The organism is Rahnella inusitata (assembly GCF_018288855.1).
Lineage (GTDB): Bacteria > Pseudomonadota > Gammaproteobacteria > Enterobacterales > Enterobacteriaceae > Rahnella > Rahnella inusitata.
Genome location: NZ_CP065024.1, coordinates 2,524,653 through 2,540,130, shown reverse-complemented (window position 1 = coordinate 2,540,130; position 15,478 = coordinate 2,524,653). Strand labels below are relative to the sequence as shown.

The 15,478-nt window shown below is 54.7% G+C and carries 13 protein-coding genes; 5 read left to right on the top strand and 8 right to left on the bottom strand.

Translation table 11 applies throughout. From position 1 onward, the window contains the following. Window positions 1–153: 153 nt before the first annotated feature. Window positions 154–1,350 carry a multidrug effflux MFS transporter gene (locus I2123_RS11915; protein WP_120078257.1) on the top strand — a complete coding sequence of 399 codons (1,197 nt, stop codon included), beginning with the start codon at window positions 154–156 and terminating at the stop codon, window positions 1,348–1,350. A 5-nt stretch (window positions 1,351–1,355) separates the two neighbouring features. Here I2123_RS11915 and dadX read toward each other — a convergent pair whose 3' ends face one another. Next, on the bottom strand, window positions 1,356–2,426 hold the full coding sequence (dadX, locus tag I2123_RS11910) for a catabolic alanine racemase DadX (protein WP_112168028.1): 1,071 nt from the start codon (window positions 2,424–2,426) through the stop codon (window positions 1,356–1,358). Window positions 2,427–2,492: 66 nt separating this feature from the next. Beyond that, the gene (locus I2123_RS11905) at window positions 2,493–3,794 is read right to left on the bottom strand and encodes a D-amino acid dehydrogenase (protein ID WP_213050512.1); all 1,302 of its coding nucleotides are present in this window, start codon (window positions 3,792–3,794) and stop codon (window positions 2,493–2,495) included. 499 nt (window positions 3,795–4,293) lie between these two features. Between I2123_RS11905 and I2123_RS11900 the strand changes: the two genes are divergently transcribed. Next, window positions 4,294–5,124 carry an alpha/beta fold hydrolase gene (locus I2123_RS11900; protein WP_213050511.1) on the top strand — a complete coding sequence of 277 codons (831 nt, stop codon included), beginning with the start codon at window positions 4,294–4,296 and terminating at the stop codon, window positions 5,122–5,124. A 238-nt stretch (window positions 5,125–5,362) separates the two neighbouring features. Next, entirely contained in the window at window positions 5,363–6,898 is a 1,536-nt protein-coding gene (locus tag I2123_RS11895; RefSeq protein WP_112168031.1) for a SpoVR family protein, read from the top strand. A gap of 64 nt (window positions 6,899–6,962) precedes the next feature. Here the strand turns inward: I2123_RS11895 and fadR are convergent, their stop codons facing one another. Next, window positions 6,963–7,682 (bottom strand): fatty acid metabolism transcriptional regulator FadR, encoded by a 720-nt coding sequence (gene fadR, locus I2123_RS11890; RefSeq protein WP_213050510.1) that lies wholly within the window; start codon window positions 7,680–7,682, stop codon window positions 6,963–6,965. A gap of 241 nt (window positions 7,683–7,923) precedes the next feature. On the opposite strand from fadR, the gene nhaB reads away from it, so the two are divergent. Together nhaB and dsbB are read left to right on the top strand one after the other, a co-directional pair. Next, a complete protein-coding gene (nhaB, locus tag I2123_RS11885) occupies window positions 7,924–9,474 on the top strand; it encodes a sodium/proton antiporter NhaB (RefSeq protein ID WP_213050509.1) in 1,551 nt (516 codons plus the stop codon). A 179-nt stretch (window positions 9,475–9,653) separates the two neighbouring features. Further along, window positions 9,654–10,184 (top strand): disulfide bond formation protein DsbB, encoded by a 531-nt coding sequence (gene dsbB, locus I2123_RS11880; protein ID WP_112168034.1) that lies wholly within the window; start codon window positions 9,654–9,656, stop codon window positions 10,182–10,184. A 40-nt stretch (window positions 10,185–10,224) separates the two neighbouring features. Here dsbB and I2123_RS11875 read toward each other — a convergent pair whose 3' ends face one another. The 5 genes from I2123_RS11875 to I2123_RS11855 form a co-directional block, all read right to left on the bottom strand. Further along, a complete protein-coding gene (locus I2123_RS11875; RefSeq protein WP_213050508.1) occupies window positions 10,225–10,866 on the bottom strand; it encodes a DUF998 domain-containing protein in 642 nt (213 codons plus the stop codon). 373 nt (window positions 10,867–11,239) lie between these two features. Further along, on the bottom strand, window positions 11,240–12,817 hold the full coding sequence (locus tag I2123_RS11870) for an ABC transporter substrate-binding protein (RefSeq protein WP_112168036.1): 1,578 nt from the start codon (window positions 12,815–12,817) through the stop codon (window positions 11,240–11,242). A 210-nt stretch (window positions 12,818–13,027) separates the two neighbouring features. Continuing rightward, window positions 13,028–13,705, bottom strand: coding sequence for an ABC transporter ATP-binding protein (locus I2123_RS11865; protein ID WP_112168037.1), 678 nt, complete (start codon window positions 13,703–13,705; stop codon window positions 13,028–13,030). Next, complete coding sequence (locus tag I2123_RS11860) at window positions 13,698–14,603, bottom strand: ABC transporter ATP-binding protein (protein WP_244879808.1); 906 nt, start codon at window positions 14,601–14,603, stop codon at window positions 13,698–13,700. Before I2123_RS11860 ends, I2123_RS11865 begins: the two co-directional genes overlap by 8 nt. Continuing rightward, window positions 14,593–15,471: an ABC transporter permease gene (locus I2123_RS11855; protein WP_244879807.1), complete on the bottom strand. Its 879-nt coding sequence runs from the start codon at window positions 15,469–15,471 to the stop codon at window positions 14,593–14,595. Before I2123_RS11855 ends, I2123_RS11860 begins: the two co-directional genes overlap by 11 nt. Between the last annotated feature and the right edge of the window lie 7 nt (window positions 15,472–15,478).

Below are 15,478 nucleotides of genomic sequence, written 5' to 3'. Positions count from 1 at the left end.
AACAATGACTTTACGGACACTCCCTGAGTGTCCGTGTTCTTGTCCACTCTGGTTCACATCCCCCGTTCGCCTGATCGTCACAAGAACCTTCCCATTCATTAACTAAATCATTACCCTTAGCGTCCCTTCGGATGACTGACAGTGATGTTTTCAATGCAAAAATTCCTTTTTCTGTTGCTGAGCATGGTATTGCTTGGCCCGCTGGGTATTGATTTATACCTGCCCGCCATCCCGGCGATTGCCCTCGGCCTCAACAGCTCAGAGGGGGTGATCCAGTCCTCGATTTCCTTATTCATTCTGGTGATGGGGCTGGGACAGCTGGTGGCCGGCCCGCTGGTGGATAAATTCGGTCGACGCCCGATCGCCATTATCGGCGTGGTGGTGTACCTGGCGGGTGCAATCATTGCCGCCACGTCCGTTGCGCCGTGGATGTTCCTGCTCTCGCGCGTGGTTCAGGGGCTGGCGGTGTGCTGTACGTCGGTCGTTATTTTCAGCGGCGTGCGCGATCGCATGAGCGGTAACGATGCCGCCCGCGCCTACGGTTTTCTTAACGGTACGCTCAATATCATTCCGGCGCTGGCCCCGCTGATCGGCGGCCTTATCGCCCAGTACTATGGCTGGCGTGCGCCGTTCTGGGCACTCAGCGGTTATACCGTGGCGATTTTGTTACTGGTTATTTTCAAACTGCCGGAAACCCGCCCGGCGGATACTCAAACTAATACCGGCCTGCCGTTTCGTCAGTACGCCCGTATTTTGTCGGACTCGCGCTTTATCACGTTTGCGCTGGTGAATGCCGGTGCGATGGGTATGGCGCTGACCTATGTCTCGTTGGCGCCGACGGTGCTGATGAATGTCGCAGGACTCACTCCGCTGGAGTTTTCCATCGTCTTCGGCGCAAATGGCTTCTGGATCATGGCGGTGAGTTTTGTTGCCAACCGCATTATCCGTAAGGTCGGACGTCCGGTGTGTTTAAAAACGGGCGGCATTTTGATGTTCATCGGCTGTGCCGGGTTGATTGCCGGGATCACGCTGGTACCACCGGCGGAACAAACAGCGACCTGGTTATACATGCTGCCGGTCGCCAGTGCCTGCGCCGGTCTGGCTTTCCTGATGGGTCCGGCGACCAGCTATGCGCTTGAGCCGTTCTCCAGTGAAGCAGGTGTCGCCTCTGCGCTGGTCGGTTCGGTGCAGATGGCTGGCGGTGCGCTGCTCGGATTTATTGCGATGGCGCTGCCGTTACAGCCAAAGCTGAGCGTGGCGCTGGTCATGCTGGCGGGAGGATGTCTGGCGATGCTGGCACGTCGCGCCAGCAAAAAATCGACGGGCCGTCTGACCCGTCTGGAGAAGTAAGGCTTCTAGGCTGTAGTTACCGGTACGCGGGGCGCGAGCGCACTCAGCAGCTCATACCCCAGCGTACCGCACGCTGCAGCCACATCATCCACCGGCAGATTTTTCCCCCACAGTTCAACCGGTGTTCCAATCTGCGCCTGCGGACAGGGTGTTAAGTCTACTGCCAGCATGTCCATCGATACCGTCCCGACCGTCACCGTGCGCACACCATCCACCCACACCGGCGTACCGGACGGCGCATGGCGCGGATACCCGTCCGCATAGCCGCACGCCACCACGCCAATGCGCTGAGGCTGCAATGCCGTATACCGCGCGCCATAGCCCACGCGGTCGCCCGGATGCAGGTGCTGAATGCCGATGAGCTCGCTGCTAAGCGTCATCACCGGTTGCAGGCCGGTAGTGGCAATATCCTGCCACTGCCCGCTCGGCGACGCGCCGTAAAGAATAATCCCAGGCCGAACCCAGTCGTGATGTGTAGACGGATGCCAGAGCGTCGCGGCGGAGTTCGCCAGGGAGCGCGGCCCGCTGATGCCCTCTCCCGCTTGCGTGATCACCGCCACCTGGGTATCCACGCCTTCCGTGCTGTCAGCCGTGGCGAAGTGGCTCATCAGGGTGATTTCGCCCACCTGCTTCAGCGCATGCAGCTGTTGCCAGATTTCTCTGATGCGCTCAGGAGCAAAGCCTAACCGGTTCATCCCGCTGTTCACTTTCAGGTAGATATTCACCGGCTGGCTGAGCTGAGCTTCTGCCAGCGCGGCAATTTGCCAGTCGCTGTGCACCGATGTTGTCAGGCGATAACGGTCAACCGCCGTTAAATCGCTGGCGCTGAAAAAACCTTCCAGCAGAAGAATGGGTCCTTCCCAGCCCGCTTCGCGCAGCAAAATCGCTTCTTTAAAATCGAGTAATGCAAAACCATCAGCGCCGGACAAATGTTTCCAGATACGCGAAATACCGTGGCCGTAGCCGTTGGCTTTCACCACCGCCCAGACTTTACTGTTCGGGGCAAAACGGCGGATAACGTCCAGATTATGAGATAACGCAGAGAGAGATAACGTGGCAGAAATCGGGCGAGGCATACCAGCTCCGGCAGTAAATAAAGTGGCGCCTGCACCGTACGGCACAGGCGTGAATTAACAGCAGCTTCAGCCCACCGGATGCATTTTATGCGGGCCTGCCGGATGAGCGATAAAGCCGGGACTGTAGCGCTCTACCGAAAGGTCGTCGGACGGGATCGCTGGCGTCACGCCGGACATAATATCAGCCAGCAGTTGCCCGGAGCCGCAGGCCATCGTCCAGCCCAGCGTGCCGTGGCCGGTATTGAGGAACAGGTTCTTGATACGCGTACGGCCTACGATCGGCGTGCCGTCCGGAGTCATCGGACGCAGTCCGGTCCAGAAAGTCGCCTGCTCCACGTTACCGCCGTTCGGGTAAAGATCTCTCACCACCATTTCCAGCGTCTCACGACGTGCCTGCGCCAGCTTAAGATTAAAGCCGACGATTTCCGCCATCCCACCCACGCGAATGCGATCGTCAAAGCGGGTAATGGCTATTTTGTAAGTTTCATCGAGTACGGTAGACACCGGCGCAGACGCCGGATCGGTAATCGGGATGGTCAGCGAGTAACCTTTCAGCGGATACACCGGAATCGACACCAGATCAGCCAGCAGCGCAGTGGAATATGAACCGAACGCCACCACGTAAGCATCGGCTTTCTTCACTTCATCACCACACTGGACACCGGTGATCTCACCGTTTTCCACCAGCAGCTTGTCCACCGTGCGGTTGAATTCAAACACCACGCCCGCCTGCCGGGCCATTTCGGCCAGCTTGCGGGTAAACATCTGGCAGTCGCCGGTTTCATCATTGGGCAAACGCAGACCACCGGTCAGTTTGTGCGCGACCTGCGCCAGCGCCGGTTCGGCGTTCGCCAGCTGGCTGGATTCCAGCAGCTGATAAGGCACACCAGCATCTTCCAGCACGGCGATGTCCTTCGCGGCGCTTTCAAACTGCTGAGCGGTGCGAAACAATTGCAGCGTACCGCCCTGGCGTCCTTCGTACTGAATGCCCGTGTCTTCGCGCAGCGCTTTCATACAATCGCGGCTGTATTCCGCCAGACGTACCATGCGGCCCTTGTTGGTCTGATAATGGTTCATGTCGCAGTTGCGCAGCATCTGCCACATCCATTTGAGCTGGAACTGCGTGCCGTCGAGGCGGATGGCCAGCGGCGCGTGTTTCTGAAACATCCATTTAACTGCTTTGACCGGAACGCCGGGCGCTGCCCAGGGTGCCGCGTAGCCCGGTGAGATCTGCCCCGCATTGCCCGCGCTGGTTTCTTCAGCCGGGCCCGACTGACGGTCTACAACCGTCACCTGATGACCCGCTTTGGCCAGATACCATGCACTGGCGACACCGACCACACCACTGCCTAAAATCACTACGCGCATATCGACTCCACTCCACGCCCAAACAAAGCATAATATTCTGATGACAGGAAATTAACCTGACTGCCAAAAATCGCCAACACAGGCGTTCATAACCGTGAGTTATTTCACAATTATTTATCGTTCATTGCCGGTTTTTTTTCAATAGGGACAAATAAATAACGATATCGCGCAACATTATCACTATGCACAAAGAAATTTATGGTTTTATGACAGCAGTGACAGCATTGCTTTCACTGAGCTTTATGGCCGTCAGGTTGTGTTTTATAACGGGCATTTATTCTTGTATACAAGTCATTTTGCGGAATATATCACTGCAAACATGAGTCGCAGTAATATTCCCTCATCATAAGAAGAAACTGCACAGACCCTGCCTGTGGCCGTTTATAAACCCTTTAAAAATGCCGCCTGCATCACATTTCGCTCAATGACTCAAAAATTCACCTACACTTTTACCGGTTCCCGTATAACCCCTTTCCATCCCGCCATAAGAGGACGATGAGTGAATAATTCAAACTTTCTGAAACTTAAAGATGGTACGCACCTGTTTTACAAAGACTGGGGAAGTGGTCAGCCAGTGGTATTCAGCCACGGCTGGCCGCTGACGTCCGACGCCTTCGAAGACCAGATGCTGTTTCTGGCCAACAACGGTTATCGCGTAATCGCTGCTGACCGCCGCGGGCATGGCCGTTCCTCGCAGCCGTGGGACGGCAATACTATGGATCAATACGGTGATGATCTGGCCGAACTGACCGCCTATCTTGATCTGAAGGACGCGATTCACGTCGGACACTCTACCGGCGGCGGCGAAGTCGCCCGTTACATTGGCCGCCACGGCACCTCGCGCGTCGCCAAAGCGGTGCTGATTGGCGCGGTTCCGCCTATTATGATCAAAACCGACTTCAACCCGGACGGCCTGCCGCTGTCGGTATTTGACGGTATTCGCGACGGCGTGAAGAACGACCGTTCACAGTTCTTCCGCGATCTGACGCAAGCATTCTACGGTTTCAACCGACCGGGAGCGAAAGTGTCTGAAGGCCTGATAGAGAGTTTCTGGCTGCAAGGCATGCAGGGGTCGATCAAATCATTGTATGACTGCGTGAAAGCCTTTTCTGAAACCGACCAGCGTGAAGACCTGAAGAAGATGACCATTCCGACGCTGGTGATTTATGGAGATGATGACCAGATTGTACCGCCGGTGTCTTCCAGTAAAGCGGCGCTAAAACTGCTGCCGCAGGGCACTGAGAAAGTGTATCCGGGCGCATCGCATGGCCTGTGCAGTACGCATAAAGATGAAATTAACCAAGATCTGCTGGCCTTTATCCGCAGCTGAATTCCCTGCTCTTTTAAGAAATACACCAGCCCTGCCTCGCAGGGTTTTTTGTTACTGCCCCTGCGCAATTGACAGCGTGCAGGCGTGAGGATATAGATTGAGGCAGGAACGGATTTCAGGTCTTTATCAGGCAGCAAAACCAGATTGAGCTACGATTACTACTGGACGTGCGAAATCTTAAGAAAAGGTTGTGAATCAAACACTCTGTAGCGTCCATAACTGAATGAGGGTGCGGCTTATGACGACAGTGACCCAAAAGAAAAATACTGAGGACAAACGCCTTAGCGATGGACCGGACTGGACGTTTGATTTGTTACAAACCTATCTCGCTGAGATCGACCGGGTGGCGAAGTCTTACCGGCTGGACACTTATCCTCATCAAATCGAAATCATCACCTCCGAACAGATGATGGATGCCTACTCCAGTATCGGTATGCCCATCAATTACACGCACTGGTCGTTCGGCAAAAAATTCATCGAAACCGAACAACTGTACAAACACGGCCAGCAAGGCCTGGCGTATGAAATCGTCATCAACTCCAATCCCTGTATCGCCTATCTGATGGAAGAAAACACCATCACGATGCAGGCACTGGTGATGGCCCATGCCTGCTACGGGCATAACTCTTTCTTTAAAAATAACTACCTGTTTAAAAGCTGGACCGACGCCAGTTCGATTGTCGATTATCTGTTGTTCGCTAAACGCTATATCAGCGAATGCGAAGAGCGTTACGGCACCGATGAAGTGGAACGGCTGCTTGATTCCTGCCATGCGCTGATGAATTACGGCGTAGATCGCTATAAACGTCCGCAGAAGATCTCTTTACAGGAAGAGCTGGCGCGGCAGAAAAGCCGTGAAGAATATCTGCAAAGTCAGGTGAACACGCTGTGGAAAACCTTGCCGCGTAAAGACGCCATCGATGCGCCGGAACAGGCACGCCGCTTCCCTTCCGAGCCGCAGGAAAACCTGCTGTACTTCATGGAAAAGAATGCCCCGTTGCTCGAACCCTGGCAGCGCGAGATTTTGCGCATCGTGCGTAAAATCAGTCAGTATTTCTATCCGCAAAAACAGACCCAGGTGATGAACGAAGGCTGGGCAACGTTCTGGCACTACACCATCCTTAATCATCTGTATGACGAAGGAAAAGTCTCCGACCGCTTTATTCTGGAATTCCTGCACAGCCACACCAATGTGGTGTTCCAGCCGCCCTACAACAGCCCGTATTACAGCGGAATCAACCCTTACGCGCTGGGCTTTGCGATGTTCCAGGACATTAAACGTATTTGTCAGGAACCTACAGAGGAAGATCACTACTGGTTCCCGGACATCGCCGGATCGGACTGGCTGACCACGTTGCATTTCGCGATGCGTGATTTCAAAGATGAAAGTTTCATCAGCCAGTTCCTGTCGCCGAAAGTGATGCGCGATTTCCGCCTGTTTACCGTGCTCGATGACGACCATAATAACTATCTGGAAATCGCCGCGATCCATAATGAAGAAGGCTATCGGGCAATCCGTCAGGAACTGTCGGCGCAGTACAATCTGAGCAATCACGAACCCAACATTCAGGTGTGGAACGTCGATTTGCGCGGCGACCGTTCACTGACGCTGCGCTACATCCCGCAGGATCGTGCGCCGCTGGATAAAAGCCGCCGGGAAGTGATGAAGCACGTTCACCGTCTGTGGGGCTTTGATGTATTTATCGAGCAACTCAATGAGGACGGCAGTGTCGAGCTGCTGGAACGCTGCCCGCCGCGCCCTGCGCCATTATGATTGACGTGGATTTCAGGCATTAAAAAAGGGCGCTTAGCGCCCTTTTCTCATTTCAGCCGACCGGTTACTTTTTTTGGTCGGTCAGATCGCCGGGCATGGTGCCCTGCATGCTGTGCCAAATCTCACCGCTCTGACGGCCATAAGTGCGCACACAATCGACAATCTGCTCATAACTTTTCTCGTGGCAGATATCTGACAATTTCTTGTAGAACGCGATCGCCAGTTTACGGGCTTCAGGATTAGAGAAGTAATAGCGTCCGACACGCTGATACAACCCGCGCAGACCGTTGATGATCAGCCCATAAATCGGGTTGCCGGAGGCAAAGGCCAGACCGCGGAAAATATCGTAATCGAGCAGCATAAAAGCTTCGGCGTTGTCTTGTACCTCGGTGGCCGTCGCGAGCACTTTCTGCGTTTCATCCGGATTGGTACGCATCGCTTTGCGGATGAAAATCGTCGCGATATTGGTACGTACGGACAGCAGATTGTCGATCAACTGCGGTACGCTGTCGTGATCAAGGCGTGCCAGCGTTTCCAAAATATTGAGGCCGGAGGTTTCCCAAAAGTTGTTCACTTTCGTCGGCTTACCGTGCTGAATGGTCAGCCAGCCGTCACGGGAAAGGCGCTGTAATACTTCACGTAAGGTAGTACGGGTTACCCCAATGAGTTCTGAAAGTTCTCTTTCTGCCGGTAAAATTGAACCGGGCGGGAACCGACTGTTCCAGATACTTTCGATGATATACTCTTCGGCAAAACCGGCAGGACTTTGTGCCTTAATAACCATGTGTTTGTCGTTCCGTTTGGGGCATTTATTGGGGATAAAGTTACGCTCATCATACCAGATGAAAATCGCGGGTTATAGCGCCCAGGCGGAACCAATGTCGAAACTGTGCAGGGGTTGGCATAATTTCAAATTTTTGAACAACTTAATGCGGTCAATAATCCGGTAACGGCAATAATGAGAATTACGTCACACGTTTATCCATTTGAAAGATAAGAGATAATAACAGGAGTCTTTGGGGAATATGGAAACTACGTTCACGCGCGCATTTGTAAAAAACTTTCTGGGGCAATCGCCTAACTGGTACAAAATCACCATTCTGGCGTTTCTGGTCATCAATCCGCTGGTATTCTTTCTGGTCAGCCCCTTTCTGGCAGGCTGGATGCTGGTGGTGGAATTCATTTTCACGCTGGGCATGGCGCTGAAATGCTACCCGCTACAGCCGGGTGGTTTGTTGGCCATCGAAGCGGTGATCACCGGCATGACCAGCGCGGAGCGTATCCGCGAGGAGATTTCCGCCAATCTGGAAGTGATCTTATTGCTGATTTTCATGGTCGCTGGCATCTACTTCATGAAGCAGCTCCTGCTGTATGTGTTCACCAAACTGCTGCTGAATTTGCGCAATAAAATCGCCCTCTCGCTGGCGTTTTGTTTCGCTGCTGCGTTTTTGTCCGCCTTCCTCGATGCCCTGACGGTGATCGCCGTGGTGATCAGCGTTTCCGTCGGTTTCTATTCTATCTACCACAAGGTCGCCTCAAATCAGAGCGAAAGCACTGACGTCAACGACGACAGCGCCTTCACCGGCAATCAGCAGCACCAGGCGATCCTCGAGCAGTTCCGCGCCTTTCTACGCAGCCTGATGATGCATGCGGGCGTTGGCACGGCGCTGGGCGGCGTGATGACCATGGTCGGTGAACCGCAGAACCTGATCATCGCCAAAAGCGCAGGCTGGCAGTTCGCCGATTTCCTGATCCGCATGTCGCCGGTCAGCGTGCCGGTGTTTATCTGCGGCTTTATCGTCTGCGCGATGGTCGAACGTTTCCGCTGGTTTGGTTATGGTGCACAGTTGCCGCAGCCGGTATTTGAGGTGCTGAAAAAGTTCGATCAGAAAAACAGTGAAAACAGTACGCGACAGGAACGAATCAAGCTTGGCGTTCAGGCGCTGATTGGCGTCTGGCTGATTGTGGCGCTGGCGTTCCATCTGGCAGAAGTTGGCCTGATTGGTCTTTCAGTGATCATCTTCGCCACCGCGTTCTGCGGCGTGACCGATGAGCACGCCATCGGCAAAGCCTTTCAGGAATCCCTGCCGTTTACCGCCCTGCTGACCGTCTTCTTCGCCGTGGTCGCCGTGATCATCGAGCAGCATCTGTTCACGCCGATCATCCACTTCGTGTTGCAGTCCGCGCCCTCACATCAGCTGTCGTTGTTCTATCTCTTCAACGGCCTGCTCTCGTCAGTCTCGGATAACGTCTTCGTCGGTACGGTATATATCAACGAGGCCAGGGCGGCGCTGGAAAGTGGTGCCATCAGTCTCAAACAGTTTGAGTTGCTGGCGGTGGCTATCAATACCGGCACAAATTTGCCGTCGGTTGCGACACCCAACGGGCAGGCAGCCTTCCTGTTCCTGCTGACCTCCGCGCTTGCACCGCTGATTCGTTTGTCTTACGGACGGATGGTGTGGATGGCGCTGCCTTATACGGTGGTGATGACGCTGGTCGGCCTGCTGTGTGTGCAGTTCCTGCTACCGGATATGACACAGTGGTACACCGATATGGGCTGGATTGCGCTGGGCTGATGTGAAAGATGAAACACCGGTAATTTCCAAAACGGTTGTCTTCTGAGAAATTAGCGAAATTAAAGTGGAATAGTCCGTTTTAACGCAATTATTTACCTAATTTTTATTTGTACAGGCTGGCAGCGTGAGGCAATTGGTTTACACTGCGTCTCAGTAGCTAACTGCAGGGAAAAATTACTATGTTGCAATATCTTAACCGCTGCTCACAGGGACGCGGTGCCTGGCTTCTGATGGCACTTACCGCGCTTATCCTCGAGCTGGTTGCGTTGTATTTCCAACACGTGATGTTACTTAAGCCGTGTGTCATGTGTATCTATGAGCGTTGTGCCTTACTGGGTATTTTGGGTGCAGGGCTGGTGGGGGCAATTGCACCTGCGACCTGGTTGCGTTATGCCGGTATCTTAATCTGGCTGTACAGCGCTTACGAAGGGATCCGCCTGTCATGGGAACACACCATGATCCAGCTGCACCCCTCTCCGTTTGCGACCTGTGATTTCGCCGCACGTTTCCCAACCTGGCTGCCTCTGGACAAATGGTTCCCTGGCATGTTCGTTGCCAGCGGTGACTGTGCAGAGAAACAGTGGGAATTCCTGACCCTCGGCATGCCGCAGTGGCTGGTCGTGGTGTTCAGCGTCTTCATGGTGATCGGTGTGCTGGTCCTGCTGGCTCAGTTCGTGAAACCGAAACGCCGCGATCTGTTTGGCCGCTGATTCAGAAATCTTTATCACTAAGCGCCTGCGGGCGCTTTTTTTATTTCTGAATTTTCAGAAACAGCCAGATACCCGCCACAATCTGCCAGCCGGTAATGGTGTAAACCGACATTCGTTCAATGATGCCCACCGGCAAGACGTCCAGCGATATGGTGAACATGCTGACCAGCCCGACGACGCCCAGCATCAGGCTGAGCCACGAAAACTCACGCCATCCTGCGCTGTTACGCTTCATCCATGCCGCAGACAGCAAGCACAGGTTTCCGCCCGCTATCGCCATCACCGCACCGGTCTGATGCAGTGTCACTCCGCCCGTTCCGCCGCCGCTGTGAAACAGCGCAATCATCACACCGCCCACTGCATGCAACAATCCGGACAGCAGAAAAAGCGAACGCCCTGGTTCGTGAAAAACAGGACGCATCAGCCAGCAGCCGATAAAAAACAGAATGCCTTCCATCGCAAACCCGCTGTTCATCAGAATATGCAACGGTGAACAAATATCACGGCCATCGGCGGTCATCCCGCACGATGCAATACCTAAATCGCTGATGTAGTTTTGACGATAAGAGTAGTCAGGCGTATGCCATGCCAGCGCGCTGATTTTCTCCGCCAGCAAATATTGCACTCCGCCCAGAGTGAAACACAGCGCGCCCCCTTTTTGCCAACCTGAGAGTGTTCGCATCCAAAATTGTCCTTTCAAAGGTGTGCTGTGATTCTAGCGGAAGTTCTCAGGCATGCCCGCAGGCACAAAAAAAAGCGTCCAGTTAGCGCTCAGTTTTCCTGAACGCTAACGGACGCCTTTTTGATAACTTTGATCAGCCTTCCGTGGGGTGAAACCCTGTGGAATAAATAATGCAGCTTATATGCCAACTCACTGCGGATTTGTGAATCCTTTATTTCTCAGTGCTTTGGCTACAACCTGCAATATCACAGTTTTGCTTGTTGCACTCTTTATCGACATTTTCTCAACATTATCCCTGCCAGAGTGCAGCGGGGAGAAAAATTCAGCGCAGATAAAGAGTGCCACGTGGGTAAAGCGTGCATTACTGTCAAAATTACTCTTTGGTAATCGAATCAAGATACAGCTGGCTACCTGCCACGTTCTGGCTTGCGCCCTTGACGTTATCCCGAATCGCCACCAGCAATTTACTCTGAAGCGCCACTACAAACGGTGAACTGCGTTGCAACTCGCGCTGTAAGTCTGCATAGAGTGCTTTTCGTTTGGTGGGGTCGGACTCAGCCGCTGCCGCACGCGTTTGTTTGCTTATCTCCGGGATTACCCACTGAATGCGCTGCGCCAGGGTTTTCGGCCCGTTTGGCACGTTATACGCAAAGGTGCTGGCGTTGGTATTAGGATCAAGATAATCCGCGCCCCAGTAGGTGAAGATCGACTGGAATTTATGTGCGCGCATACGGGTCAGTACGTCGCTTTCCACCAGCGGGTGCACCACTAAGTTAATATCTGCTTTCGCAAAGCTGGCCTGTAGCGCCTGCGCAATATCGGAGTACGGTGGCTGATTGATAACAATCAAATCGATCTTTGTACCCGGCGCGATACCGCCTTTACTGAGGATTTCCTTCGCTTTATTCACGTCATATTTGAATGGCTGATCGTCAATCGCCCCCGCCAGACCGTCAGGCAGGAACGTCTGATGAATGCCGTATTGCCCTTTCAGCAGTTCGGTCGAAATCCCCTGATAATCCACCAGCCAGCGCGCCGCTTCCCACAGTGCAGGATTCGCCAGCGCAGGTTGCGTCGTGTCGCCGACGTTAAACGCCAGATAGAACACCTTGGCCGCCGGGAACTGGGCAACGTGTACACCCTTCTCTTTTTGCAGCGAGCTGAACTGATCGGCACCTAAATCGTAGGCCACATCTGCATCGCCATTAAGCACCAGCAGACGCCGCGTGGAGGGGTCGCCGACGTTTTTAAACAGCACGTTTTCCAGCTTCGCCAGCGGTTTAGCATTCGGATTACGTTTGAAAATCAGCGCTTCATGCGGCACATAGTTACGCACTTCAAACGCGCCGCTGCCCGCCGAACGGGAACGCAGCCAGCTGTTGCCGAAATCATCCTGCTCGGCATGCTCTTTGAGCAGCTTGCTGTCGACAATGCCCGCTACCGGCGCAGACAAAATGCTCAGTACCAGACCGCTGCCGATGTCCGCTGGCCAGTTAAGCTGCACTTTATCGTCGCTTAGTTTTTTCAAATTGCCGTCGACGTTTTCCGGCGTCCAGCCCAGTTCACCGAGAATAAACGACGGGCTTTTATTGAGTTTCACCACGCGGGTAAACGAATAAATCACATCGTCGGCGGTAACCGGATTGCCGCTGGCAAATTTCTGTCCGCTTTTTAAAGTGAAGATCAGGCTATGCCCGTCCGGCCCCGGTTGCCAGCTGGCAGCGGCATCAGGATCGAGCTGGTCAGGATGCTGACGATTCGATTGCACCAGTTGCTGATAAAGGTTCACCAGATTTCCGGAACTGACGGTTTCAAAACTTTCCGCCGGATCCAGGCTGATAATCCCTTCAAGGGAACCGGCCACCACCAGCGTATCCGGCGGCGTCGCCGCATCCACACGGGTTACCGCCATCATGAGCAGAAATAACAGGGAAGGAACACGTACTTTCATTGAGGTCGATCTCCACAGGTGAAAAGACAGTTTTTCCGAGTGTAGAGGTGCAACGCCAAGGCCAGAACAATGAAATAAAGCTTTGTATTTTAATAAATTAGATTAAGGAATAAAGGGCAGGATTTATCGTTAAAAAGGGGAAGATGGCGCAATCGCGCCTTCCCCTCTCACGAGGGGAAGGCCGGGATGGGGAGGAGAAAACAGAGCGGTTTAGCTCAACACATGCCCTTTCGCCATATGCACCGCACGATCGCACATGTGATCAATCACATCCGCATCATGGCTCACCAGCAGCATGGTCAGATCGCCACCCGCTTTCAGGTCATTGAGCAGATTGAGGATTTCTGCCTGCACTGACATATCCAGCGCAGAGGTCGGTTCATCGAGCAGCAGCAGTTTGGGCTTTAGCAGCAACGCGCGGACAATCGCCACGCGCTGACGCTGCCCGCCCGAGAGCTGATGCGGATAGCGGTTCATCAGCGCCGGATCCAACCCGACCTGCCGGAAACCTTCGGCAATTTTCTGTTCGATATCCTGCTCTTTGATGATTTTCAGCGGCTCTGCCAGCGTGCGCAGCAGCCTGTGCTTCGGGTGCAGCGACGCATACGGATCCTGAAACACCATCTGCACGTCACGGCGCAGGCTGCCGGTGAACGGTTTGCCGGGTTTGACATCGTTCCCGAGCAAATTCAGGCTGCCCTCCCACTGACCGTTAAGACCGGCCAGCACCCACAAAAGCGAAGATTTCCCACAGCCCGACGGACCGACCAGGCCAAAGCATTCGCCCTTATTGATGGTCAGATTGACGTTATGTACCACGGTGCGGACTTCATGCCCCATCCGGTGTGACACGCTGAGCTGATGCAGTTGCGCGATAGCTTCACTCATGGCGAGGCTCCTTTGTCAGTGAAGCCAGAAGCTCACGATCCAGCACCGGCAGACGTTCGCCGTGGGTAAACTTACTCGGGCGGCACGACCACAGCGTATGGGTATAGGGATGCGTGGCGTGCGCCAGCTGATCTGCCGGAAGTTCATCCAGCAGTTCACCTTTGTACATCACCAGCACGCGCTCGCAGTAATGTGCCACCTGCTGTAAATCGTGGCTGATGAGAATCAGCCCCATATTGCGTTGCTCCACCAGACGTTCGATCAGCCCGAGCACCTGCTCGCGCATGTCGAAATCCAGCGCTGAGGTCGGTTCATCGGCTATCAGCCACTGAGGATCGTTGATAAGCGCAATCGCCAGCATTACACGCTGCCCCATCCCGCCGGACAGCTGATGCGGATATTGCTGTTGCAAAAACGCCGGATTTGGCAAACCGACGGCGTTAAGCATATCGGTCACTTTTTCCTGACGCTCTTTGCGCCCGAGGCGCGTGTGCAGGCGTAGCGGTTCTTCCACCTGCTTGCCGATTTTCTGCGTCGGGTTCAGCGCGTGTTTTGGATCCTGCATCACCATGGAGACACGATTACCGCGCAGACGGCTCCACTCGCGCTCTTTCAGGGTCGTCAGGTCGTTATCGCCCAGCGTCAGTTGCGTCGCGCGCATCTGGCACGGGTGCGGCAGAAGCCCCATCAGGGCGCGGGCGGTCAGCGATTTACCCGAACCAGATTCCCCCACCAGCGCCACGCGTTCCTGTCCGACGTTGAGTGACAGCGACTTCACCAGCTCCAGCGGGCGGTCGCCCGGCAGATAGATGGTCAGGTCTTTGGCAATCAGCCGGTCGGTTTGCAGCGTTTTTTGATGGTTCTGCTGTTGATGGAAAGATTGCGTATCAGTTGCCATGTCGTGGATCCATTTTGTCACGCAGGCCATCGCCCAGCAGGTTGAAAGCCAGGCTGGCGAACAGAATCGCCCCGCCCGGTGCAGCGGCGACCCACCACTGATCGAAAATCACTTTACTGCCTTCTGCAACCATCGAGCCCCATTCGGCGGTCGGTGGCTGAATGCCCATGCCGAGGAAGCCCAGACCGGCAGAGGCCAGAATGATGCCGCCGAGGCTGAGCGCCGCGCGCACCACGGCGCTTGGCAGGCACAGCGGCAGAATGTGGCCGAACATCAGACGAAAACCGCCGATGCCCTGCATCCGCGCCGCCGCCAGATAGTCACTGCGGCGCAGCGCCAGCGTTTCCGCCCGCGCCTGACGCGCAAATGGCGGCCAGCTGGTGAAAGCCAGCGCCAGTGCACCGTTCATCAGGCCAGGACCGAGGATCGCGACTAACGCCAGCGCCATCACCAGACTTGGCAATGACATCACAATATCCGTCAGGCGCATCACAATACGCTCGTACCAGCCGCCGATATACCCGGCGCTGATGCCGATCAGCATGCCGACCGGAATGGTCAGGATCAGAATCAGCGACACCAGCAGCAGCGTTGGGCGCGCGCCATACACCACACGGGAAAGCAGGTCGCGGCCAAAGCCGTCGGTGCCCAACCAGTGAGCATGCGAAGGCGGCAGCAGGCGCATTTCGATGTGCTGGATATTAGGATCAAACGGTGCCAGCCAGGGTGCCAGCAGCGCGGTCAGCACCAGAATCGCCACCAGCACCGTGCCGATGGAGAGTGCGGTAATGCGCCGCGCAGGCTTCCAGACGCGGGTCTCGTGTTCGGCCTCAACCTGCGTCGGTTGTTCAGGGATCATTTGTGTCATATGCAGG

What these genes read in the sequence shown, in the direction of transcription:
- I2123_RS11870 (WP_112168036.1), bottom strand. Translation starts at nt 12,817, where the DNA reads ATGAAAGTACGTGTTCCTTCCCTGTTATTTCTGCTCATGATGGCGGTA.
- nhaB (WP_213050509.1), top strand. Translation starts at nt 7,924, where the DNA reads ATGGAAACTACGTTCACGCGCGCATTTGTAAAAAACTTTCTGGGGCAA.
- dadX (WP_112168028.1), bottom strand. Translation starts at nt 2,426, where the DNA reads ATGCCTCGCCCGATTTCTGCCACGTTATCTCTCTCTGCGTTATCTCAT.
- dsbB (WP_112168034.1), top strand. Translation starts at nt 9,654, where the DNA reads ATGTTGCAATATCTTAACCGCTGCTCACAGGGACGCGGTGCCTGGCTT.
- I2123_RS11865 (WP_112168037.1), bottom strand. Translation starts at nt 13,705, where the DNA reads ATGAGTGAAGCTATCGCGCAACTGCATCAGCTCAGCGTGTCACACCGG.
- I2123_RS11915 (WP_120078257.1), top strand. Translation starts at nt 154, where the DNA reads ATGCAAAAATTCCTTTTTCTGTTGCTGAGCATGGTATTGCTTGGCCCG.
- I2123_RS11895 (WP_112168031.1), top strand. Translation starts at nt 5,363, where the DNA reads ATGACGACAGTGACCCAAAAGAAAAATACTGAGGACAAACGCCTTAGC.
- I2123_RS11875 (WP_213050508.1), bottom strand. Translation starts at nt 10,866, where the DNA reads ATGCGAACACTCTCAGGTTGGCAAAAAGGGGGCGCGCTGTGTTTCACT.
- fadR (WP_213050510.1), bottom strand. Translation starts at nt 7,682, where the DNA reads ATGGTTATTAAGGCACAAAGTCCTGCCGGTTTTGCCGAAGAGTATATC.
- I2123_RS11860 (WP_244879808.1), bottom strand. Translation starts at nt 14,603, where the DNA reads ATGGCAACTGATACGCAATCTTTCCATCAACAGCAGAACCATCAAAAA.
- I2123_RS11905 (WP_213050512.1), bottom strand. Translation starts at nt 3,794, where the DNA reads ATGCGCGTAGTGATTTTAGGCAGTGGTGTGGTCGGTGTCGCCAGTGCA.
- I2123_RS11855 (WP_244879807.1), bottom strand. Translation starts at nt 15,471, where the DNA reads ATGACACAAATGATCCCTGAACAACCGACGCAGGTTGAGGCCGAACAC.